This window comes from Providencia sp. PROV119 (assembly GCF_028482435.1).
Taxonomy (GTDB): Bacteria; Pseudomonadota; Gammaproteobacteria; order Enterobacterales; family Enterobacteriaceae; genus Providencia; species Providencia stuartii.
Window position 1 is genome coordinate 23,471 of sequence record NZ_JAMPQL010000026.1, and the last position, 24,012, is coordinate 47,482.

The window sequence follows — 24,012 nt, forward strand, 5'->3', positions numbered from 1 at the left end:
GGAAATTTCTTATGAAATACCGCTTTGTAGAAGCATTAAATACATTTTTAAATTCAATGGGCCGTAGTGATCTAATTAATCCACAACTCGACTGTCATTCAAATATTCAATTAGAAATGAATGACTCGCCAGCGATTAATATCGATCTTTCTGGTGATGATTTAATTATTTGGTGTCACCTTGCTGAATATAGTCCCGCAAAATTTGATTCAATGGCGCATATGCTACTGAGCATGATCGTGGAATATTCACCTCGCAATTTTCAATTGGGGCAACCGGCATTGAATCTTATTGATAATAGCTTGGTGCTTTCGGCTGTGATGAAAGAGTCAGCCTTAAACGATACTCAACAATTTGCTGACAGCTTTGAAGAGTTCTTTGAGCGTAGTAATCAATTCCAAACAGTATTAGCTAATTAAATCATGAAGCTTTTTGATTCTTGCGCGCACCCTGCGCGCATTCATGGCTGTTTAATGGAAGCCCCTTTGCAGGGAGTTTTTATTGGTGAGATCTGTGTTGTTGAACGCTCGATAACGTCAAAAGAGCGCATAGCAAAAGCACAAGTCGTGGGGTTTAAAGAGGGCTTAACTGTGCTCAGCTTAATTGGTCGAGCACAAGGGTTAACGCGTGATGTGGTGATCCGCCCAACGGGCCTACCTTTCGTGTTTGAAATGCATGAGCAGCTTGCCGGTAAAATTTTTGATGCGGCGGGTGAGCAGGTTGGTGTGCTCGGTCATACAGCCGAAACAGCGTTCTGCCCTGACTCAAGACTAATGCGTATTGATAGTCCACCCGCGAGCGTGACATCTCGGCGTCCGATTGATGAACCACTTATCACCGGTATCCGTGCGATAGATGGCTTATTAACCTGTGGTCTTGGGCAGCGTATTGGTATTTTCGCTGCGGCAGGAAGCGGCAAAACTTCATTAATGAATATGATTATTAACCACGCGAAGGCGGATATCCATGTTGTTGCTTTAATCGGTGAGCGTGGCCGAGAGGTCATTGAATTTATTGAGGAGTTACAAGCCTCTCCTCATGCAGCCCAAACGGTGCTTATTTATGCCACTTCCGATAGCCCACCGATAGAGCGGTGTAATGCGGCGTTGCTTGCTACGACAATCGCGGAATATTTCCGTGACCGTAATCGACATGTCTTGTTATTTGTCGATTCAATGACACGTTACGCCAGAGCATTACGTGATGTTGCTTTGGCGGCGGGGGAACTTCCAGCAAGACGAGGCTACCCAGCGTCGGTGTTTGAGCAATTGCCTATGTTGCTTGAGCGCCCAGGTCGTATGCAGCAAGGCTCAATTACCGCCTTTTATACCGTATTGCTAGAAAGTGAAGAAGAGTCAGACCCTATTGGTGATGAAATTCGCTCGATTCTTGATGGGCATATTTATCTTAGCCATAAGTTGGCGGGAAAGGGGCATTACCCAGCGGTTGATATTTTGCACAGCATTAGTCGTGTATTCCAAAAAGTCACGACGGATACACATCGCCAAGCCGCAACAAAAGTGCGTGATCGTCTATCTAGGCTAGAACAAATTCAGCTGTATTTGGAGCTTGGCGAATACCAACGTGGGGAAAGTGAAGACAACGACAATGCTTTGGATAAAAAAGAAGATATTGAACAGTTCTTGCAACAAAAGATGGATGAAGCTGAGCATTTCGAAACTGTATTAAACCGCCTCGACTATTTGGCTTCCTGATGATTAAAAGTCTTCTTACGTTAACGGAAAGACGCCTTGATCGCGCTAAACAGGAACAATGGCAAGTGCAGTCAGCAATCCGTGCGCTACAACAACAATTAACGGATATTCAATCGCGTATTGCGATATTGACGACACAAATCGCGTTATATGAGCAATCCGCCGAACTGAGCAAAATGGCTTTTTGGGAGAGCCAAAGGCTGAAAGCCGCTTTGCTCGCGGAAATTGCTCATCTTCAATACCAAACGGAGTCAATTAATACGGAAATGACTCGGTATGAGCAATCACGAAAAAATATTGTTGTGCGTATGTTTGCGTTACGTAACAAGTGCGAGAAATTCCAAAATTATCTCAAGCAGCAACACCGTGCTCGGCGTTTAAAATCGGAACGTCAGCAACAAAATGAAATTGAGGAGTTGTCCGCCTATGGCAACAGTAAAACTGGCGTTGAATGAACCGAGTACTAGGGTAGCGGAAAACCATGCTGCCTTCCCATTAGCAAAAGGTAAACAACCCGATAGCAAGTCGCTAATTAAACAGCGTATGGCGGAGGTCGCTTCGAAGAAAGCACAAACGTCGCCACCACAAAAACGACGCAAGAAAGAAATGGAAGACAGCTTAGCGCTATTATTGGCGCAGTTACCTGTGCACCTACGCCATACTGAAACGGCGGAAAAAATGATGGCATTTTGCCAATTGGGTATCAATGCAACGGCGGGTGTGAAAGCTGCCCAATCACACCGTGAATTACCCGTGATAGAAGCATCGCTGTCACATAGGGCGCTACCGATGACAGAAATATCGTCGGACAGTAAGGGTGATTCGACCGATAAAGCGCTTATTGATGCGCCATTAGTTCATAATCATGTTGCGATTGGGCAAGGTGTTATCGGGAAAACTCACTGGCAACAAGAGAGCAATCGGTTATCAAATACTGCTGAAACGGTCTCTGTAGAAACCAATGCAAATTTATCTATCTCTGCAAATACAAATAAAAATGTGGTGAGACATCAAGCGTCAATAACAGCTTTAGCGCCTCAGCCAAAAAAATGGCAAGGAGCAGAGCACAATAAGCACGCATTGCCGCCATCAACGCAGATTAAACATCGTGAAGTAGAGCAAAATGATTTGCATATTCACCATGAAACCCATCATGAAATGCCAATACCGCTAGGCGTAAAAACAACGTCAGTTACTCGAGAGGCGATGTCTGTATCCCCCCTCTCTTTCCAAGCGCCAGCGCTATCTCTGCCTACGCATGAAAGCCGGATTTTGTCTCAATCCGAAATAACGGCACGACCAATGTCACCATCTGTGGCTTCTATTTCAGTGGCAGATCAGGGGCAGTACAGTACGCCCTCCTCATTGCCGCTTGTGCAGCCAACGCAATCACAAAAAATAGATGAAGGCGATACAGTGCCTGAGATTAGCCAGCCATATCCGCAATTGGAAATCGATGACTCCCCTGATTGGGTGATACCACCATTAGCCACTACGACTTGCAATGAAAAGGGGCAAATAGCTCCGATGGTGCAATCTCGTCAACCCACAAATAAAGCAAATTCCACCCTAGATATGGGCACAGAAGCGATGGCGGCAGCGACAGAGAATAAAGTGACACAAATTGAAGGAAGCCGCCTCACTTATACCTTTAATCAATGGCAGAACAGCCCTTCGGTGACATTTGAGTTAGCCACTAGAGGCAGTGAACTATTGGCTACCACCACTAGCCCGGAAGTTCATCGTGCGTTACATGAAAATCAGCACCTTTTACGCAGCGATCATCCGTTATCAATTCGTGATGAAGAATCGCGTCATGAGCGACAACGCCAACAAAGGCAACAACAGTCTGAGCAAGAAGATCATTAATCATGTTGAATATTCGCCGTATTAGCCAGCGAGCACTCCAAGTACGCGCTTGGCAGCAATGTTACCAACCTGATTTGGAAACCGTCTCCCCCAGACAGGGGGAGCGCTATTTCCAACTGACGTTAATCAGTCACACGGAAAAAGTACATGCACTGGTCAATGTGGAACGTTGGTGTCACCACCATTGGCCCGCTTTCACGCATTATGCTTGGAATAGCATTGATGAGGATAACTTAATCAGTCTATTTACGACTGAAAATCGTGGAATGCGCTTTTTCTCCGAGCATTTCCGTTGTGGTTCACTCGAAATTATTGATGATAGCCCTGCAAAGCCTTGGTTGTGTGTGCAAGAGCCGGCTTTGGGCCAAGTGTTGTTACCTTCACCAATAGAAGGGTTAGCAAAACAATCAAAACAACAATTTGCGTTGCATAAGCTTAAGTTACAAGCGGATTGGGTATTGGGCTATAGCTATATTAGCGCAAAACTTCTGCAATCTATCCAGTTGCATGATGTGTTTTGTATTCAGCAATTACTGCTGAATATGTCAATCGCAGGGCGCCCTTTTGCCCGTTTTCAAAAACAACAAGAAGGTCAATTTATGATTGAAGAGACGATCGCCCCTATTGCCGATGAGAGTGCGTTATTACAAGAAGAAACCTTTTCAGATGAGGTTGTGAAACCATTCGATGTGAATGCGATGACAATCAAATTAACGTTTGTACTTGGTCAGACTGAAATTACGCTGAATGAGTTAGCCGATATTCAGCCGGGAGCCGTATATTCGATTGGTGAAAATAAAGAGCGTGAAGTCAAAGTGTATGCCAATAAGCAGCTCATTGCTGAGGGAGAGCTGATTTATATCGGTGAGAGTGACGAGTTAGGCTTAGAAATTACTCGCCTTGCTCATCTGGGTGATAAAAGGCCATAACATGTCCATTGTATCCAACGAAATACCCATGTTGGCACTGGTTTCACTGGCCACATTACTGCCGTTTATTATTGCGGCAGGCACCTGTTATTTAAAAATATCGATCGTATTAATCATGGTACGTAATGCCATGGGGGTTCAACAGGTTCCCTCAACCATGGCTTTAAATGGCATCGCGATGTTGTTATCCCTTTTTGTCATGATGCCAGTGGTACAAGACATTAGCCATTATATGCGTGAAGAGAAGGTGGATTTTGGCAATGTGGAATCGGTCGATAATTTTGTTGATGGCGGCTTAGGGCGCTATAAGGCCTATTTACAAAAATATTCTGATCCTGAACTGGTGCAATTTTTTGAATCAGTACAACAGCAGCGAAATGAAGAGCCAATGGACGCCGAAGCGCATTCAGCCACACTATTTTCACTATTACCTGCCTATGCACTGAGTGAAGTTAAGTCAGCATTCGAAATTGGTTTTTATATCTATTTACCCTTTGTTGTGATTGATCTGGTGATATCTAGCATTCTGTTAGCTCTCGGTATGATGATGATGAGCCCAGTCACTATTTCGGTGCCAGTTAAATTGATCCTGTTTGTCGCTATTGATGGATGGTCACTGATTTCGAAAGGGTTAGTGATGCAATATCTTGAATTGGCACAGCAATAACAAGGATACGATGAATGGATGAGATTATTTATAGCAGCAATAAAGCAACGTTATTGATTGTTATGTTATCCGCTATCCCTGTTATTGTGGCGACAGTGGTTGGGTTGCTGGTGGGATTAATCCAAACGGTTACGCAATTACAGGAGCAGACGCTTCCTTTTGGGATTAAATTGCTGGCGGTGTTTGGCTCGTTATTTATGATTTCAGGCTGGCTGGCAGATAAAGTGATGAATTATGCGTTAGAAGTGTTAACGACAGCCATTCCAGCAATAGGGCTTTTGGGATGAATCAAGAGATACTGTCTTTTTATTCGTCCATGTATTTTACCTTTCAGGAAGGGTTAATCACATTAGCTATCGCTTGGGTACGTATTGCTCCAACACTCTTCTTTTTACCTTTTTTGAGTAACAAGTTACTCAGTAGCGGTATGATTAAAAACTGTGTGACTGTCTATATTGTATTAGGACTCTGGCCACTGCTATCGACTCATAATCTTCAAGAAGAGCGTGTTGGTTTTATGGAAATAGTGCTGTATGAATTAGCGGTAGGGTTAATCACGGCACTTATTTTAGCTTTACCGTTTATGATAGCGAATATTATCGGTGAGCTGATTGATACTCAGCGTGGTGAAACAATTAGCAGTATTGTGGATCCTGCCAGTGGCAGTGAAGCGTCAGAACTTGCGGTCTTTATTAGTTATATCGTGTGTATGGTCTTTTTATCGCAAGGTGGCATGCTATTATTAGTTAAAACATTTGCACAAAGTTATCAGCTATTACCGTTTGCGGCAGGTTTTTCCCAATTTAATAGTTTGCCATTAGGGGAATGGATGAACCAAATGGTGGTAAAAGCGATTATATTGGCGGCACCTATTCTCATTACCCTATTTATTAGTGAAGCTGCATTGGGGTTATATTCACGTTTTTGCCCACAGTTAAATGCGTTTTCTTTATCTTTAACCATTAAGTCAATTATCGCATTTGCTGTTTTTTTGCTCTATTTTCAGAATGAAGTGCCTGATATCTTGGTTAATATGATTTCAACCTCTCCATTACATGACATCTTTATATTATCGGACCCAGCATAGAGCACATATAAAATGGCAGAGAAAACCGAAAAACCTACCGAGAAAAAAATTAAAGATTCTGCTAAAAAAGGGCAAAGCTTTAAAAGTAAAGACAGTGTTGCGGCATTAGTGTTAGTCGTTAGCGTTTATGTAATCACAGGAACAACCAGTTTATTTGAAATAGCTGGATTGATGAAACGTATTTTGTTATCACCTTATAATATTAATATCAATATATTATTAAGGGAGTTTATTGGTGCTTTTCTAAAAATAGTTATTCCTGTACTACTCGCCTGTTTTATTTCAGGAGCGATACTTTCTTTATTACAAAGTCGTTTCCGCTTAGCAACAGAAGCCATTAAAATTGATTTTTCAAAGCTCAATCCAATTTCAGGGATTAAGAAAATATTTTCACTGAATTCTCTTAAGGAATTAATTAAAGCATTTCTTTATCTGATCGTATTTTCTATCTCGGCCATGGTATTTTTTATTCTTTGGCGGCATGACATTTTCTTGCTGTATCGTAGCACGATAAATGGAGTGATTTATCAATGGGTGGGGCTGTGCGCTACCTTTGTTGTCGTTTTTTTAGCCGTTGCGTTATTTATCATCTTAGTGGATGTGGTCACAGAATTCTTCTTGTTTATTAAGGGATTAAAAATGGAAAAACAGGAAGTGAAAAAAGAGTATAAAGATAATGAAGGGGATCCTCACTTAAAAAGCGCTCGTAAAGGGCTGCATCAGGAAATATTGTCGGAAGAGGTGAAATCCAATGTGCGTAACTCGACTTTTGTGATGGCAAACCCGACGCATATTGCAATGTTAATTTATTATAATAATGATATTGCGCCATTACCTTTTTTATTATTTAAAAGCCATGGATTACAGGCAAAAATGATTGTTCGATATGCCGAGCAACAAGGCGTTCCTGTTGTCCGTGATATTCCATTAGCTAGAAAAATATGGCGCTATTATCGGAAAGATAGTTTTATTGATGAGCATGGTTTGCAGGATGTAATGCGGATCATCAATTGGTTAATTCGCATTGAATTAGAAAAGATGGGAATAGATCTCGATGAAGAATCAATGAAACTAATAAATGAGAGAAAAATCATTCAGGAAGATAAAGACAGTTAAATTAACCATTTGTCGATAATATCGTTTTTTATAAGAAAATTCAGTTTTGAATAGTTATGATGCAATTATTAATGATATTGCGTCATATATCCTACATTTTTATAAGGTGAATATATGAGTAACAAAGAAAAACAGTCTATAGATATGGATGAATTGCTTAATGATGTTACGTCGGCATTAATGTCTGGGGCAACTTATAAAGATATTCATGGTATTTCACAAGAGATGATGGATGGCATCTATGCCTACGCTTATGAGTTTTATCAACAAGGAAAATTAAAAGAAGCAGAAACCTTTTTTCGCTTTTTGAGTATTTATGATTTTTATAATACCGACTATGTGATGGGGCTTGCCGCTGTTTACCAATTAACTAAACGTTATGAAAAGGCCGCTGAACTTTATGCATTAGCTTTTGTATTGGCTAAGGATGACTATCGTCCTTTATTTCATGCTGGCCAATGTAATTTGATGCTTAAAAAAAGCAGTGCAGCACTGCACTGTTTCGAAAATGTTTGTAATAGCAGTACCGATAGTGAGTTAAAAGCCAAATCTCAGGCTTACCTTAATGCATTGAAAAAGAATCTTGAAAAGACTGATTCAGTGCAGAAAGACTCTTCAATAAAGTAGAGGAAACAATATGGCAGCAATCACCAATATAACATCTGATAGGATAGGCCTAGTCAAAGCCTTTCAGCAAGGTGTTAATCCATTAGAAATGGGGGATAACATCGCCAAAGCGATGTTAAGTATGGAGACCGCATGCGAAGAATTAACATCAAATGAACAAGTGAAACGCAGTAAATTAGAAAGCCAGCCGCAACTGCAAGAGCCGAAAAAAGGCGTGAATGCAAGAGTGTCAATGATGGAGGCTTTCTCATCGATACGTAAGATATTAGGTGAAAATAATATCAATGAATTACGTAATCAACTGCATCAGTTAAATATTGAATCCGATGCGCTGAGGCAACATGGTGATGCGTTATTAGATTCATTTGTAAAAAATACAGAAAAACTACAGCAAGCTGAAAAAGATGTGAATGCTATTTGCGTTGACCATACTAATACCAAAAATGAGTTAGAGGAGCTAACGAAAACACAGACCCAGCAGCAAAATCGACTGAATGAAAATAAGCAGGCGTTAGCCAGTAAAACGAACGCACTCGATTTTGCTAAAGCGAGTTTAAGTGGGATACCAAAACCCCCTAAAACAGCCGATGACAAGCAAGATGCGCAAAAACTGACTCAGTTAATTGAACAGCTAACAACGGAAGTGAATGAGCTTAAACAGCAGGGGGGACAATTAACGACTCAGCTTGCGCAAAGTAATACCCAACTTGCTGATTTAGAATTAAAACTATCTACGATTGAAAGCAATCTTAAGGCCGCGTATTCGACAGCAGAAAAACTTACTGTGGCTGCTAATAGTGATCGCGACGTTTTAAATAAATTTATCCAAAATGCACCACGCCCTGTCGAAGTCGACGGTGAAAAGTGGGAAAACACGCTTGCTCTATTGACCATGTTAACCGCATCGCTGAAAAAAGCGATGAATGAAAACTCTATCCGCAATATGAAAGAGCAAGAAGAGGTGATGGCTAAGATCAGCGAAGCCTCTCGTAAAGATTCAGAGAAAAAAGCCAAAGAAGCCGAAGAGGCTCAGCGTAAAGCAGATGCTGCCAATAAAGCCGCATCGTGCGCCAGTAAGATTTTTAGCTACGTCATGTTAGCGGTTTCTGTTATTGCGACAGTCGCAACATTCGGCGCGGCTGCACCATTAACCCTTGCCGTTGCCGCAATCGGTATCGCCATTTCTGTCACTGATATCGTGTTGGAAGAGACGGGTAATGCAAGTTTAATGCAGATGTTAGCGACGGAAATTTCAAATGTTGTCACGGATATGTTGATATCGTTTGGGATGTCTGCCGAAGAGGCGAAAAAGATTGGTAGCATTGTTGGCATGGTTGTCGCAGCCGTCGCTTTTCTGGCGCTCTCTTTGGTTTCTATGTCCTCTTTTGTGAAAAACATCGCCAATACCGTAAAAACGGTCGTCAAAATTGCGGCCAATACGCTGAAAACTGTCGTGAAAAGCACATTAAAGGCGATGGCGAATACGATCGTCAATCTCGTTAAAAACCTGCTCAGCAAAATTAAAACGTTAGGCAAAGCCGCGGATGACATGGTGGTATTAACGAAATTTACTAAATTAGCCGATGCGGCGGAAGAGTTACAAAGTACCGTTAAAACAGCCAATCAGGTCGTGAGGAAGGCTCGTGATATTAAAAATGTCGCAAAAGCCGTTGATAGGACGCATGAGCAGGCTGATAGCATCAAAGATACTGCAAAAGCGGTCGACAAGTTACATGAACAGGCAGACAGCGCTAAGCATGCAGTGAAAACGGTTAATCAGGTGAATGAACAAGCAGACGGTATTAAGGATGCCGTGAAAACCGTTGATAAGGTGCATCAGCAAGCAGATAGCATCCAAGATACGGTGAAAGTGGTCGATAAAGTCGCTGATCAGGTTGATGATGTTGCTGATATCGTTGATACAGGGAAAAAACTGGGCAAACAGAGCCTATTAGCGTCACGTGTCGAAGTTGGTGCGAAAGGGGCTGGCGTTGCAATGTCAGTGACAAGTGCGGTGACTGTTGGAGCATTACGCTTAGAAGGAGCTGCGCAACTACGAGAGCTTAAGACGTTATTCGCCAAAATGATGATGAATGATGAAATCATTAAAGTCCTCGATGAGTTGCTTGAGTCTCTGATTAAGATGCTGTCAAAACAATATGAGGTGTTTAATAACCTATTTACTGACACGCTGACCTCATTGAAACAATCAAATGAGCGTAAAGCCAATTCAATCAATCTCTCTAATTATGCCTAATTTTCATTAAGGAACTCTATTATGACGACTATTTCCTCACCAATGTCGTTTTCTATTCCAACCCAAAAGTTAGGCAATCTTGAGGGGCTGACTACTTTAACCGGTAGCGAAACTCAAACGATGTCAACGCAAGCACCAGGACAGCAAGTGTCCATCAAAGATGCTGTCGATATTACTGTGCCACGAACGCAAGATAAGCCGTTATTAAAGCTCCCTGAGCAAACGACGGTTAGTCCATCACTCCTGTTTGAAGTGAAAAACATGAACAAGGTCGAGCTTGAAGAGACCTCGAAAGTCATAGGCGGATTTTCATCGGCTTATGCAAACCTTCAGGAGCATATTGCCGTCACAGCAATCAAAGTTGAAAAAGCCGTCAGAGAAGTGATAACGGAAGAAAATAGCAAGTTGGAAAAAATGTTCCCAACAATCGCTAATTTGGACGAAAGCGAGATCAAGCAATTATCTCAAGGGGTTAATTTAATGCTGGCAGCCTCGGCAATTAAAGATGTGCAAGTGGCTCAAGCAAATAGTGAGGATGTAAAACCTGGTATTCAGTCACTTGACGCAATAAAAGAGAGCCAATTTATCGGCATTATGAGTAGCGATATTTTAATGGAGCTACGTAACCTACTGAGCCAGATTAAATCGATTATTAATACCGCTGATCGCCAACTACAAGCGGATTTTTTAAAGCTAAAAACGCAAATGGTGCAAAGTGCAGCAGATACAACGATTCAAGAGGGTAAAAAAGCATTTGAAGGAGCACTGATGGGATTTGCGGTTTCTCTGGGTGTAACACTTGCGGGGGCGGCATTACAAACTAAGCAATTAGTGAAACAAACCAAAGCTATTAATGTTCACGGTGTCGAAAGGCATAAATTATCTACTCAAGCACAATCAGAGATTGAAAGCAGTCGCCCATATATGAAAAAAACGGGAAATAAAGCGCTTGATCAACAAAATGAGTTACATGTTACTAACGTTCAAGATAAGGTTAAAGGATTGCAGTTAAAAGCGGAGCGGGAGCAACTGCAACTCGATCGAATTACCAACCAGACCCAAAAGAAATCGAGCATTATTGAAACAATGACTCGTTTATCCGATAACGCAGGTCAATTGGTAACTTCTGCGCTTAATATAGAGGTGAAAGCACTAGAAGCCCAAAAAATGGTGCTACAAGATATTGGTGATACTGCACGTGCTATAGCAAGTGATAAAGAAAAACAGATTGATACTGTTCTGGATTTGATGAAAAAAGTCTTTGATATTTTAAAAGAAATTATTGAGGGGCAAATCCGTACATTCCAAGCTGTTGCAACCAGAGGTTAGAGTATGAACGGAGTTAATATTGTTATCCAACCATCAGCTCTTGCTTCGATGACACCATCATCAGCGACAATAACTCATGATGATAGCGTGGTATCTCCACTGAATTTACAGGGGACATTTGTCCCCGATTTAGAACTCCCTATAGAGGAACGAGCTGAAAAAATCCTGCAGCAATATGGTGTTGACTACCCTGAAAAAAATAATTACCTGATTTCTAATAATATGCAAGACCATGAGCAAATCTTGGCACTAACGAGACTTGCACAATTTGAATTTAAAGATTCAATGGATAAAACCAGTAATCTTATTGCCTCAATGTCGGCGGAAATTACAAAAACTGAGGATGGCCGATCGCACATTAAAAGTATCAAGGGGTTAATTGATAATATTAACTCTAACTACCAAAAAAGCTTTGGTGAAATAACTAAAGGGGCGACGAAATATATGGAAACGCTTAATAAAGCATTAGGCTTATTGAGTACTTATATTTCAGCAGGAAAAGATGGTAAGATACGCTTTGATAGGTCAAAGTTTAATAATCAATTTATGATAGCTCTAAAGGATTATGTTATACCGAAAACCGGTACGGCATGGGATGCTTGGAGAGAGAAAGTTATTGATGATGATAGAATAAGCGATTTTATTAATCCTATCGCTTCTATATCTTTTAAAGAGGGGGTGGCAAGATCTACTAAAGAGGGGGTGGCAAGTTTTTTTAAGAAAAAATTAGAAGGGCAAGGTTTTATTGTGAAAGAAATAGATGGAAAAATTAAAATTTACCCTGATTTTAATGTTGTCAAGGAAATAAAAAAAATAGTTGATGGTGTTGGATTAGATGGTGATGATGACCTAATTTCCCAAGCGTTCCAAAGTATGCAAACGGCGATTGATAGTAAAAAAAATTCAGTGAATAATAGTGTATCCCGTTTATTAGAAGCTTTCCGTCAAGATAATAGCCATTTTGAAACTTTAACTCAATTATTAATTCAGTTATTAAAAGACCTATTTCAATATAATGCAGGTTTTGCTAATACATAACTGTTTAAAGACAATGTATCTTAATAGAGTGGGGTTTAAATACCCTGCTCTATTCTATTGTATCGAAATGGCTAATTATATTTATATAATTAAAAGGAGTTTCTATGCCAACAATCTCTCCCTCTACAACTATGCGAAGCACCGTTGAGCATAGGAGTAATATTCAGGCTAATGAATCCTCTCATACATTGTTAAATGTTATGAATGGAGCTTTAAATATCGGTGATAGTAGCCCTATACAAATGGGAAAAAGAATCAATTTTTTTGCAAGTAGTAAAGTTCTACATCGTGAGCTTGATAGTGCTAAAGCAAATAACTTATTTACATTATTAAAAAACTCATCAGACAATTTAGTAGCAAAATATCATCTGACACCTGATATGATTGTAAATGTTCTAAGAGAAGACAAGAATAATATCAATGCAGTGTTAACTTCCTTTTCATTATTAAGCAAAGATGAAATTCCTTCTTCCGTATTAAATAGTCTTGCCAAAAATATTGCGGTGATGTCTAAGTCCTCAGCGGAAGTATCAAGTAAAACTTTAAGTAGCGAATTATTCAATTTATTACCTAAATTTGAAAGCAAACTGCAAACACGGTTTTTATCGGAATATGTTACGCCTGCGATTAAAGCTAAATTAAATGAAACTTATACTGATAGTCAATTGAAGCAGATGGCAGGTCTTGACTCTGCTCAACAGATTGATGATACAACACTGGTTAATCATTTTTTAAATCCAACGTTAGTACAGGAAAAACTAACAGGATTTGAGCGTGGGGTTAAGTCGAGCCAAGAGTTAAAATCTTGGAGTAATAAGAATTATAGATTGAATCAATGTTTTCAAAATTTAGAGGAACACATTGAAATTATTCTTGTAAATAAGTTGAGTGTACCGAGTGCAGATCATGCTCCTGTACAGATGAAACCAAAAGCAACAAGACAAGAACAGCCAACTTTATTGACCAATCCACAGCAGTCAGATGATGTGGATGGTGTGCCATATCAAACCAGTAGCCAAACGTCAGCGCCGATCATCAATAATTATTATATAACTAATAATTATGCTTGCCCTCACTGTATTTGTAAGGTGTCCGATACACCGAGTCGTTATGGTAGTGTGGCAACGACGGTAAATATTGACAGCGCGGCCTCTTTTCGGGCGGCGCCGAGTAAGACGATAGCGCAAAAAACCGCGACACCAGCGGCGGAAACCCCAACAACCTACCGAACTGAATTGCATGTTCAGCTCAGCGGTGACGGGAAAATTGTAAAACAGGATAGCCCGACACCGCCAAATAACGCCACTCAAGTTGATGATAGCGCCTCTCACCAGCCAGCGTTAAAAGATAAATCGAGTGGTGAAACATCAGAGAGCACTGAGCCACAAACAGGGGTCAATGAGGCGATTCTGCTGCAATCCAATCAAGAAAAAGAGGCTCCTGAACTTCCTCCTCGCCATCAAATGGGGGGGTATACACGCACAATGGATGGTAAATGGTTACCAAATACACAACAAACTGCCCCATTTGTGATCACCAGCGGGGGATTTAACCAAAGCACAAACCCTGTAGGCAGGTTGCAGTATAGAGCGAGTGATTCCAAGGTTGAGAGTGCAAAACCGACCGATCAACAGCTCATTGCAGCACAACGACAAAGAGCAGTAGATGGAGTCGACTCTCAGTCGTTAGAAGAGCAAGTGACTCAACAGACAGATCATCTGTTTGATGCTCAGATACAACCGAATAGCCATTCACATTTAGTGGATGCGGCAAAGCAAGTGGCAACTGAATTAAGCAATATGCTGGATGTGGCAAATCGCTCTGCCATGGTGCTGAAAGACACGTCATTAGCGGCTGAACAAGCTACGCGCCAGTTAGATACACAACAATCACTAGATGATAAAGAGAAACCGGCTGTTCAATCGAAAGCAAGTTTTCCGTTGAGCAGCCATGCAAGTGGGATTTATCACGCTAAGGTGGCACAGGTTGTGGAAGAGCAGCCAACGGCAACAGTCGTTATTGAAAAAGAGAGTGCCGAACCGGTTGGAGCACAGCCTATTCATTATACTGAAACCACGGAGAAAAAAGCAGATAGCGATGTGACGAAGAAAAAATATCGTTGGCAGGTGAATACGGATAATCGGGTATATACGACGTCAGGTGGGCAGGCTAGAGATTTGTCACAGAAAAAACGTTATATCGGCGATGATCAGCGATTTAAATTAGGAAATGGGTCATGAGTACAGATAATTTAATTCATCAAACATGGCTGACGGAGCAAATAAAAGCGATCCGTGCCTATTCAGGGATCCATAAACCCATTACGATGGATTCGACCTTAATTTTAGATTTACATATTGATTCATTGGAAATGCTTGAGCTAATCACCGCCATTGAAGATTACACTGGCCAACGATTAAACGATAATATCTGGGTAAAATGGCATCGATTACAGGATATTGTTGATTACCTTTCTCAAACGAAGACCTGAAATTATTTTTACATCATGACCTGATAACAAGGATGTTCAGGTCATATCCGTGGTAATCGTACTTGTTCTATATACAACATCTTTAACAGTAATTCTGTTTACTGCTTAATGTTAAATTCACATAATATTAGACCATCTGTTTATTCTATTAATACAAACGTTTTTGTGTTTATATTGAAAAATAGCCATCGACAAGTATTTTCTCAAAACAACATATCACAAAATAAATCTGATTTAGCCAGTTAAAGATAATCTCATGGCAAATCCAAAAACCAGTGGTACTTAGGCGAGTCATTAACAAAAGGCTCGTTAGCGTTATCGCTTAAAATCGGTATTGAGTCATCATAAAAAGATTTGTTTTTGGGTTGATTATGAAAATTTTGTTTTAAAAAAACAAAAAATGGAAAATGAAAAATAATGGGGTTAATTTGATAATTTTATTTATGTTCTTTTTACAACAATAGGTTATTAACAATAAAATATATTTTATAAAATAAAAATTACATTAAATCATCATCTCATGAAATCGATCACAGAATGTACGATTCGTTAAATATATATTTCGAAACATTAATTTCATTATCTGGAGATGGGGATGAATGCGATTTCAGCGAGATATACGTTTATTCAACAAGTCGTTATTGAAGCCGGCAAATTAGCCGTATCTTACTATCATGACCGAAACCAATTAAATATTGAAAAGAAAAAAGAGGATGGGCAGGATTTAGTCACTATTGCGGATAAAAATACGGAACAATTTATTCGTGAGAAAATTCATCAGCAATACCCCCTCGATGCTCTATTTGGTGAAGAAGGGGGTTATACACAAGGCGCATCGCAATATACTTGGGTTGTTGATCCTATTGATGGCACAAGTGCATTTATTTTTGGATTGCCTTCTTGGTGTATTGCGATAGCCCTCTTGGATGAACAACAAAATACACAAATTGCGGTTGTGTATGATCCCGTACAGGAGGAGTTGTTTCATGCAATGGCGGGTCATGGCGCTTATTTAAACCAATCACCTATCCAAGTTAATGCTGTTCAATCCCTGAATGAAGGTTTATTTGGCGTTGGTATTTCAACGCGTCTGTCGCCTGAATACATTATTCCTTTTCTCGATAAATTGCTCCACGCAAAAGGAATGTTTATACGCAATGGCTCTGCTGCATTAATGTTGGCTTATGTGGCGGCTGGGAAATTAATTGGTTATTACGAACCTCATTTAAATTCATGGGATTGCCTTGCGGGCTTATTGTTAATTCAAGAAGCTGGCGGTGTCATGAATAACTATAAAGAAAAGGACGATTTCTTGTTAAAAGGGAATTATGTGTTGGCATCTAGCCCTGGGGTATATCAGCAACTCGCCTCATTTAGAGATTAAAATAATAAAATTAGTAAAAGGTCAATAATATGAGTTCTAAATTTTCGTTTTTTGATATTAAAAGGCTACCGGCAGGAAAAATACCCCTCTCTGTACAACGTGATTTATGGTTAAGAAAGTTTATGGAGCCATTCATCGTGATGTGTTTGGCTTATACAGGGATCTATTTTCTTCGCTATAATTTCAAAGCAGCAACCCCATTTATTATTGAACAAACCAGTTTTACATTAAGTGATTTAGGCACAGTTGGCTTTGGGTTCTCTATTACATACAGTCTAGGCCGTGTATTACTCTCGTATTATATTGACGGTAAAAATACCAAGAAAATACTCAGTTTCTTATTAATGCTCTCGTGTGCCTCTTCATTTGCTATCGGGATGTTTTTACTTTCGTCAGGGCATTCTCTCGGGATCTTTATTTTCTTATGGGCGCTAACGGGTCTATTTCAAGCGCCGGGCGGCCCTTGCTCTAATTCAACCATAAACCGTTGGACGCCAAGAAAAAATCGAGGCCGTTTTATCTCTTGGTGGAATGCGTCACATAATATCGGGGCAATTTTAGCAGGGCCGATTGCATTATTTGGTATGGAATATGCCTTTAATGGCAATGTGGCAGGAATGTTTATTTTCCCAATTCTTTTTGCTGGGGTTATTGCTACATTTGGGATGTTTTTCGGTAAAGATGATCCGTCTGAGTTAGGGTGGAATACGCCAGAAGAGATTTTTGATGAACCAATCTCCAAAGATGATACCGCCGCGGAGAGTATGTCAAAATCTGAAATTTTTGTGAAATATGTGCTGAAAAATCCGGCGGTTTGGTTTTTATGTTTTGCCAACCTTTGTGTTTATACCATCCGTATTGGTGTTGATAACTGGAGTGTGGCATATGTCAAAATGGCGCTTGATTGGGATGATATTTCCGCGATAGGTACGATTACGGCATTAGAATTAGGCGGATTTCTAGGATCACTCACTTGGGGTTATGTGTCCGATAAAATGGGCGGTCGCCGCGCATTACTCGGTATGTTATGTATGATTTCAGTGATTTTCCCATTAATCGCTTATCAAAATATGTCCAGCGTATGGGGCATTTATATTGCATTGTTCTTTGAAGGATTCTTTATTTTTGGCCCTGTGATCTTAATCGGCATCTCTATCATTGGCTTTGCACCAAAATGTGCAACCGCGGTAGTGAACTCCATTCCAGGCTTCTTTGGTTATCTGTTTGGCGATGGAATGGCAAAAGTGTTAGTGTCTCGTATCGCTGATCCAACAGGGAAAGGTATCTCAGTGGGGGGCTTCACGTTTCATGGTTGGTCAGATACTTTCTATCTGTTATTTGCCGCAACCGCTGTAGGTATTGTGATGCTAGCGGTAGTCGCCTTCTATGAGGAGCGTAAAATTCGCCGTGACCGTAGCATCGGCCATTAAGTGATGTGTTTTCTACCCCATATACCTATGGGGTAGAGCATCATTCAATATTGAAGAAGCACTCATAGACATGTTGTAAATGGTTATGCATGCATTTGGCGGCTTCTTTAGGGTTTCTATCCAAAATTGCATTCACAATTAATTGATGGTCTTCATTCATGGTTTTGGGTAAATCAATATTCGCATAGTGTGACTCCATGCGAATAAAGCGTGTTGATTGTCGCATATCCCATAAGTGTTCCATCATGCTGTGTAATACTTCGTTGCCTGTCATTTCACTGATTAACAAATGGAAGCGTTTATCCTCGCGCAAAAAGTTTTCATCATTATCTTTTTGTTTGATGAGATCTTTCATAATCTCTTGTAATTCAGCACATTGTTCATCAGTTGCATTGCGGGCAGCAAGTTCTGCAATCATGGTTTCGAAAGATTGCCTCGCCTTCAATAAATCGCGTAAGCTAAATTCTGTTTCATCTTTTTCTGTTGCTGTACTGACCGCCTCTTTTTTGGACTCAAACTGCGGTAACGGATTTGCCACATAGACCCCATTACCAACCCGAATTTCAATCCAACCTGTCATTTCCAGTGCAATAAAAGCTTCTCGGATGGATGATCGGCTGACTTCCATCTGTTTTGCCAGTTCTCGTTCAGAAGGCAACGGCTCTCCTGCGTTGAAATCGCCACGTTTTATACACTCAATAATAAGGTTTGAGATCTGGCGGTATAATCGTTCAACTTTCAGTGGGGCTAATGCCATGTTAATTCCTCGGTATGCTCATCCATATCGGCACATATCATACGCTTTAATCCTGATTGACTGCTAATCTGAATCACAAAAAAACAGATCTGTGAGCCATATCAAGTTAATTTTTTCTCAATTCAATAACTATAATACCGGCCTGACCACCTGACAATCAAGCCATCGGTCATTCAGGTCACATGACAACTATAATTACTTTTTGAGGATGTAACTATGCAGAGTTCAGCATCTGACATAACACCCGATAATATTGCAAAAACCGCCAGGATTAAGAAAATTCAACGGATCTCGTTACTGCTGCTGTTTCTAGCTGGGATCATTAACTTTCTTGACCGAGGCTCTCTTTCGGTCGCTAACGAAGCTATCCGAGCTGATTTAGGGCTTTCAGCAACTCAATTTGGTGTTTTGTTATCCGCTTTTTCATTATCTTACGGTATCTCACAGCTTCCTTCTGGTTTACTACTCGATAGGTTTGGCCCACGTATTGTGTTAGGAGCAGGATTAATTTTCTGGTCAACGATGCAAGGTATGGCAGGGTTGATCCAAAACTTCTGGCAATTTATTGCGCTGCGTATCGGCCTTGGGGTCGGCGAAGCTCCCTTTATGCCAAGTGGCGTTAAAGTGGTGAATGATTGGTTTAATGCCAAAGAGCGCGGCATTCCCATGGGGATATTCAACTCCTCGACCACAATTGGGCAGGCGTTTGCGCCACCTATCCTTGTGGCTCTCATGTTAGCGTTTGGCTGGCGAATGATGTTTATCATCATTGGTGTGGCTGGAATTTTAATCGGGGTGTGTTGGTATGCTTACTACCGTAACCGTGAATCATTAAAGCTCTCTGAAGAGGATTTGAAATATCTCAACTCAGGTCGTGAGGAGCAGCCAAAACAGAAAGTGACATTGAAAGAGTGGGGTGCTCTGTTTAAGAAACGTACAGTTTGGGGCATGATTTTGGGCTTCAGTGGCGTGAACTATACCGGCTGGTTATACCTTGCATGGTTACCAGGCTATTTACAGGCCGAACGTGGGTTGAGCTTGGCCAATACAGGGTGGGTCGCCGCTATTCCATTTTTATTCGGTTCGCTAGGGATGCTGGTCAATGGCATGGTGGCAGACCGACTGGCGAAAAAAGGTTATTCATTGATGAATAGCCGGAAAATCCTTATCTGCTTAGGGCTGATTTGCTCAGCGGCTTGCACTTTATTGGTCGTGCAATCGACATCTACCGCGATGGCAGTTGCTTTTATCAGCTTGGCGCTATTCTTTGTGCATTTTGCGGGCACTTCTTGCTGGGGACTCGTGCAAGTGGTGACACCAAGCAAAATGGTCGCTTCCGTAAGCAGTATTCAGAACTTTGGTAGCTTTGTTTTCGCATCATTCGCACCGATTGTTACAGGTTGGGTATTAGATACAACCGGTTCATTTAACTGGGCGCTCATTGTTTGCTCAATGGTGACCTTCGCGGGTGCATTAGCTTACTTCTTCATCGTTAAAACTCCGATTGAAGAAACCGTTACACAGTAATTTTTAGGGCACTTGTCTGTGCCCACATATTGAGGTGAGTAATATGGAACAAACATGGCGCTGGTATGGTCCTAACGACCCTGTTTCTTTGAGTGATATTCGCCAAGCAGGGGCGACAGGGGTGGTAACGGCTTTGCACCACATCCCAAATGGGCAAGTATGGACTATCGAAGAGATAGAAAAACGCAAGGCGGAAATCGAAGCTAAAGGCCTTGTCTGGTCAGTGGTAGAAAGTATTCCTGTTCATGAAGAGATCAAAACACATCGTGGTGATTATGAACAGCATATCGCTAATTACCAGCAATCGATTCGTAACCTCGCTGCATGCGGTATTGATACGGTGTGTTACAACTTTATGCCCGTACTGGATTGGACACGAACTGATTTGGAATACGAATTACCTGATGGTTCGAAGGCATTACGTTTTGATCAGATAGCATTTGCCGCTTTCGAACTGTATTTGTTACAGCGCGAGGGGGCTGAGCAAGATTACACGGCTGAAGAGCTTATTCAAGCCAAAGCTTATTATGAAGCAATGAGCCAAGCCGATAAGGATAAATTGGTTGGTAATATTATTGCGGGCCTGCCGGGAGCAGAAGAAGGCTATACCCTTGAACAATTCAAAGCACATTTACAAACTTATGCAGGCATTGATAAGGCTAAGTTGCGTGAGAATATGGCCTATTTTTTACGAGCCATTATCCCCGTAGCAGAAGAGGTTGGCGTGAAAATGGCCGTTCATCCTGACGATCCACCGCGGCCTATTTTAGGTTTACCGCGGATTGTTTCAACGATTGAAGATATGCAATGGCTAAAAGAGACGGTGGATAGCCTTCACAACGGTTTCACTATGTGTACAGGCTCTTACGGCGTGAGAAGCGATAATGATTTAGTCAAAATGATTGAGCAATTCGGTGATCGTATTCATTTTACACACTTGCGCTCGACGTGCCGTGAAGATAATCCAAAAACGTTCCATGAAGCAGCGCATTTAGGGGGCGATGTGGATATGTTTGCCGTGGTTAAAGCAATTTTGGCGGAAGAAGATCGTCGCCAAAAAGTCGGTAATATGCGCCGCATACCAATGCGTCCTGATCATGGGCATCAAATGTTGGATGATCTGCAAAAGAAAACGAATCCAGGTTATTCTGCGATTGGGCGTTTAAAAGGATTAGCGGAAGTTCGTGGTGTTGAATTGGCGATTAAACGAGTCTTTTTCCCTGATTTAAAATAATTCTGAGTACTAAGTGAGTTGGGCCTATCTAGGCCCAACTGGGTAATAAAGAGATTAAATTAGCCCTTCTTCCTGTAATGCGAGATGAAAGTGTTGCACTTCTTCCGGAGTGGCTTGAATTCTTTTTAATGATAAATCCAATATATAAGGAATGTTTTTTTGCGGTTCACAAACGGCTAAAGCATATTTTTTGCCATTTTCTTCGAAGACTATAGGGGATGTTTTTTTATTGCCTGAATAGCCAGTCGATATTTTTTTACCATCTAAATTGAATTTATAAGAAACCATCAATAGGCGGTTAGAATTAACAACTTTGGCAGGAACAGCGATAAGTTTTAGTGGCATTTTGCCGCTAGATAATAATACTTTTCTGATCTTATTGTTCGCTATGTAGCGGTAAATAATAAATACAAGGCTAAAAATTAATAATGCGATGATAATAATTGTAGTTACAAAGCGGAGCATCACATTTTCGACAGCCACATCAACCGTTAAGCGTGATAGATCATTGGCATCGGCGATTGGTTGCACGGCAACATTTCGTGAAGTTCCTAGGAAACCAAAGCTATGTGAAACAGTGTGGCCGCGGTATGTCACCTTAACATTACAATGGGTAATAACCATCAAACTTGCTCTACAAGAGCCATTTATATTGGCATTAACAGGAACCGCATTTTGACCAATTTTATAGTCATACGCGATACCAGGTAATTGAAAAGCAACAAAAACGGTTAAACCGATAAGAACGAGAACAAGAAAAATTAAGCGTATTATGCCACCATCCCCTTTTAGTGGGGTTAACTGTAAGTCTCTTGTAGGAAATGCTTTTATTAATTTTTCAGGTAATTGAATATTATCTTGCATAGTAGCAGTGCTCATTGGAAATTAGAGGTATCAATTATAATAATTAAAAAAAACCTGATAATAGGATTACTACCAAAATAGTATTTTTGTGAGTACAAAAGGGATTGCAGATAGGATGAAATAATTTAGTGGCTAGATAAACAAGGGTATTCAATATCTGGTATCAGTTACACTACACATATTTAGCATAGCCGAAAGATAAATAAAAAATAGATTTAAAATAGGGTTAACATAATACAAGAGTAAAAAGAGAGCCACATATACGAAACTCTCTTTTTAAGAGTAAAGATGATAGGATCTTAAATTAGCTTATTTGTTTTTTAATCGCGCCTGACGCTAAGCTCCCTTTGTGGAAACTGGCTTGCCTTGGCGAAATTCGGGCGACCGCCTCTGCGGAGCAGGATGCATCGACGAGTACAAAGCTGGCATCATCCCCAACTAATGGCCACACTTGTTTACCTTTGTCATCTAATGGCAACTTATTACCGGTGGCAATTGCCAGTGAACGTGATAGGGATAGTTCATCGGGGCGGGTATAGAGCTGGGCATATAAATTCGCTTTTTCTAACATATCACCGAGGCCAAATGGCGACCAATGATCAATCACGCTATCGGTTCCAGACATCACAAAGACACCGTTTTCATTGAGTGTTTTTAGTGGCATATGTAAGGTGCCAATAGGCACTGTGGTGGCGATAGTTATGTGTTGTTCGGCGAGTCGGTGTGCAGTTTCTTGTGCCTGCTCAGGTGTCAGTGTTGCAAGAGCAAAAGCATGGCTAATAGTCACTTTACCACGAAGAGTGCGGTTTTTATCGACGGTATCAATCATATAGTCGATAGCTGCGCGACCAGCTGGGCTTGTTTCATGCAAATGAATATCGACCCCTTTATTATAATCTAGCGCTATCTGGAACATGGTATCGAGCGATTTTTCCATTGCGCCATCAACGTTCGTGGGATCAAGTCCACCCACATAGTGCGCCCCTGCCTGCATTGCCTCTCGCATTAATGGCTCTGCTTTGGATAACAATAACCCATGTTGAGGAAAGGCAACAATTTCACAAGTTAGGTCTTGCTGGTGCTGATCAAGAACTTGAGTGAGCGCTTCAAGGTTCTTAAGACCGGAAACGGGTTCAATATTACAATGACTGCGGGCTATCGTTGATCCTTTGGATTGGATCAGCTTGATAAGCGCATGTGCGCGCTCTTGAGTATACGGCTGTAATTCCGGCAACAACTTTTGTTCAAGCGCTATCATATCAAGGATAGTTTTACCTTCTCGTGATTCGGGAGCTTGCCAAGGTCCACCATAAAAGGTTTTATCCAAGTGAATGTGCATATCACGAAAAGCAGGTAGCATGAGTTTACCATCTGCACTATAGGCTGCTAATTGCTTATCAATATGCTGTTTATTCGCGAGAAGTGCTGCAATTTTTCCATTTTTAATTTCAAGGGTGTGTAGGGCCGTTTTGGTGCCAATCACGCTCGCATCACGGTAACGAAAGCCTGTTTCCAGTAACACATCATCAAGATAGTAGTGATCATCTTTAATGGTGGTCGTGCTATTTAATGAGGTGGGGCCATTATCTGCGGCAGCAATACCGGATATCGCTCCAAATAGCGTGCAGGTGGCTGCCAGTTTTGCACTCGTTGAAAGAAACTCTCTTCTGTTGGATGGCATAAAAACTCCT

Annotated in this window: 22 protein-coding genes; 19 read left to right on the forward strand and 3 right to left on the reverse strand. The window is 41.0% G+C overall.

The window, feature by feature from the left end:
- Positions 1 to 11: 11 nt before the first annotated feature.
- The 17 genes from PSF11_RS18145 to uhpT all read left to right on the forward strand — a co-directional run bounded on the left by PSF11_RS18145 (position 12) and on the right by uhpT (position 17,939).
- Positions 12 to 419 (forward strand): type III secretion system protein, encoded by a 408-nt coding sequence (locus PSF11_RS18145; RefSeq protein ID WP_014657096.1) that lies wholly within the window; start codon positions 12 to 14, stop codon positions 417 to 419.
- 3 nt (positions 420 to 422) lie between these two features.
- Positions 423 to 1,715 carry a type III secretion system ATPase SctN gene (gene sctN / locus PSF11_RS18150; protein WP_072502623.1) on the forward strand — a complete coding sequence of 431 codons (1,293 nt, stop codon included), beginning with the start codon at positions 423 to 425 and terminating at the stop codon, positions 1,713 to 1,715.
- Positions 1,715 to 2,170: a hypothetical protein gene (locus PSF11_RS18155; RefSeq protein ID WP_004926241.1), complete on the forward strand. Its 456-nt coding sequence runs from the start codon at positions 1,715 to 1,717 to the stop codon at positions 2,168 to 2,170. Before sctN ends, PSF11_RS18155 begins: the two co-directional genes overlap by 1 nt.
- On the forward strand, positions 2,142 to 3,584 hold the full coding sequence (locus PSF11_RS18160; protein WP_072502622.1) for a SpaN/EivJ family type III secretion system needle length determinant: 1,443 nt from the start codon (positions 2,142 to 2,144) through the stop codon (positions 3,582 to 3,584). Before PSF11_RS18155 ends, PSF11_RS18160 begins: the two co-directional genes overlap by 29 nt.
- A 2-nt stretch (positions 3,585 to 3,586) precedes the next feature.
- Positions 3,587 to 4,513: a FliM/FliN family flagellar motor switch protein gene (locus tag PSF11_RS18165; protein ID WP_014657093.1), complete on the forward strand. Its 927-nt coding sequence runs from the start codon at positions 3,587 to 3,589 to the stop codon at positions 4,511 to 4,513.
- 1 nt (position 4,514) lies between these two features.
- Positions 4,515 to 5,180, forward strand: coding sequence for an EscR/YscR/HrcR family type III secretion system export apparatus protein (locus PSF11_RS18170; RefSeq protein ID WP_036942351.1), 666 nt, complete (start codon positions 4,515 to 4,517; stop codon positions 5,178 to 5,180).
- 14 nt (positions 5,181 to 5,194) lie between these two features.
- Positions 5,195 to 5,467 carry a type III secretion system export apparatus subunit SctS gene (sctS, locus tag PSF11_RS18175; protein ID WP_072502621.1) on the forward strand — a complete coding sequence of 91 codons (273 nt, stop codon included), beginning with the start codon at positions 5,195 to 5,197 and terminating at the stop codon, positions 5,465 to 5,467.
- Entirely contained in the window at positions 5,464 to 6,267 is an 804-nt protein-coding gene (gene sctT, locus PSF11_RS18180; RefSeq protein WP_036942348.1) for a type III secretion system export apparatus subunit SctT, read from the forward strand. Before sctS ends, sctT begins: the two co-directional genes overlap by 4 nt.
- A gap of 12 nt (positions 6,268 to 6,279) precedes the next feature.
- A complete protein-coding gene (locus PSF11_RS18185; RefSeq protein ID WP_040132647.1) occupies positions 6,280 to 7,383 on the forward strand; it encodes an EscU/YscU/HrcU family type III secretion system export apparatus switch protein in 1,104 nt (367 codons plus the stop codon).
- Between the two features lie 114 nt (positions 7,384 to 7,497).
- Positions 7,498 to 8,010, forward strand: coding sequence for a type III secretion system translocator chaperone SicA (gene sicA, locus PSF11_RS18190; RefSeq protein ID WP_014657088.1), 513 nt, complete (start codon positions 7,498 to 7,500; stop codon positions 8,008 to 8,010).
- 10 nt (positions 8,011 to 8,020) lie between these two features.
- On the forward strand, positions 8,021 to 10,267 hold the full coding sequence (gene sctE, locus PSF11_RS18195; RefSeq protein ID WP_072502620.1) for a type III secretion system translocon subunit SctE: 2,247 nt from the start codon (positions 8,021 to 8,023) through the stop codon (positions 10,265 to 10,267).
- A 21-nt stretch (positions 10,268 to 10,288) separates the two neighbouring features.
- Complete coding sequence (locus tag PSF11_RS18200; protein ID WP_272682854.1) at positions 10,289 to 11,596, forward strand: hypothetical protein; 1,308 nt, start codon at positions 10,289 to 10,291, stop codon at positions 11,594 to 11,596.
- A 3-nt stretch (positions 11,597 to 11,599) separates the two neighbouring features.
- Positions 11,600 to 12,634 carry a hypothetical protein gene (locus tag PSF11_RS18205; protein WP_060561526.1) on the forward strand — a complete coding sequence of 345 codons (1,035 nt, stop codon included), beginning with the start codon at positions 11,600 to 11,602 and terminating at the stop codon, positions 12,632 to 12,634.
- A 104-nt stretch (positions 12,635 to 12,738) separates the two neighbouring features.
- The gene (locus PSF11_RS18210) at positions 12,739 to 14,874 is read left to right on the forward strand and encodes a hypothetical protein (protein ID WP_060561527.1); all 2,136 of its coding nucleotides are present in this window, start codon (positions 12,739 to 12,741) and stop codon (positions 14,872 to 14,874) included.
- Positions 14,871 to 15,125, forward strand: coding sequence for an acyl carrier protein (locus PSF11_RS18215; RefSeq protein ID WP_004926263.1), 255 nt, complete (start codon positions 14,871 to 14,873; stop codon positions 15,123 to 15,125). The genes PSF11_RS18210 and PSF11_RS18215 overlap by 4 nt, the downstream gene beginning before the upstream one ends.
- A 595-nt stretch (positions 15,126 to 15,720) precedes the next feature.
- A complete protein-coding gene (locus PSF11_RS18220; RefSeq protein WP_080728250.1) occupies positions 15,721 to 16,509 on the forward strand; it encodes an inositol monophosphatase family protein in 789 nt (262 codons plus the stop codon).
- A gap of 29 nt (positions 16,510 to 16,538) precedes the next feature.
- On the forward strand, positions 16,539 to 17,939 hold the full coding sequence (uhpT, locus tag PSF11_RS18225) for a hexose-6-phosphate:phosphate antiporter (RefSeq protein ID WP_004926266.1): 1,401 nt from the start codon (positions 16,539 to 16,541) through the stop codon (positions 17,937 to 17,939).
- Between the two features lie 40 nt (positions 17,940 to 17,979).
- Here the strand turns inward: uhpT and PSF11_RS18230 are convergent, their stop codons facing one another.
- On the reverse strand, positions 17,980 to 18,696 hold the full coding sequence (locus PSF11_RS18230; protein ID WP_072502619.1) for a FadR/GntR family transcriptional regulator: 717 nt from the start codon (positions 18,694 to 18,696) through the stop codon (positions 17,980 to 17,982).
- Between the two features lie 216 nt (positions 18,697 to 18,912).
- Here PSF11_RS18230 and PSF11_RS18235 point away from each other — a divergent pair, with 216 nt between their 5' ends.
- Positions 18,913 to 20,223, forward strand: coding sequence for an MFS transporter (locus tag PSF11_RS18235; RefSeq protein WP_004926270.1), 1,311 nt, complete (start codon positions 18,913 to 18,915; stop codon positions 20,221 to 20,223).
- Between the two features lie 43 nt (positions 20,224 to 20,266).
- Positions 20,267 to 21,457: a mannonate dehydratase gene (gene uxuA, locus PSF11_RS18240; protein WP_004926272.1), complete on the forward strand. Its 1,191-nt coding sequence runs from the start codon at positions 20,267 to 20,269 to the stop codon at positions 21,455 to 21,457.
- A 54-nt stretch (positions 21,458 to 21,511) separates the two neighbouring features.
- Here uxuA and PSF11_RS18245 read toward each other — a convergent pair whose 3' ends face one another.
- Positions 21,512 to 22,321, reverse strand: a complete 810-nt coding sequence (locus PSF11_RS18245) for a hypothetical protein (protein WP_101495241.1) — start codon at positions 22,319 to 22,321, stop codon at positions 21,512 to 21,514.
- 304 nt (positions 22,322 to 22,625) lie between these two features.
- A complete protein-coding gene (locus tag PSF11_RS18250; RefSeq protein ID WP_014657076.1) occupies positions 22,626 to 24,002 on the reverse strand; it encodes an amidohydrolase family protein in 1,377 nt (458 codons plus the stop codon).
- Between the last annotated feature and the right edge of the window lie 10 nt (positions 24,003 to 24,012).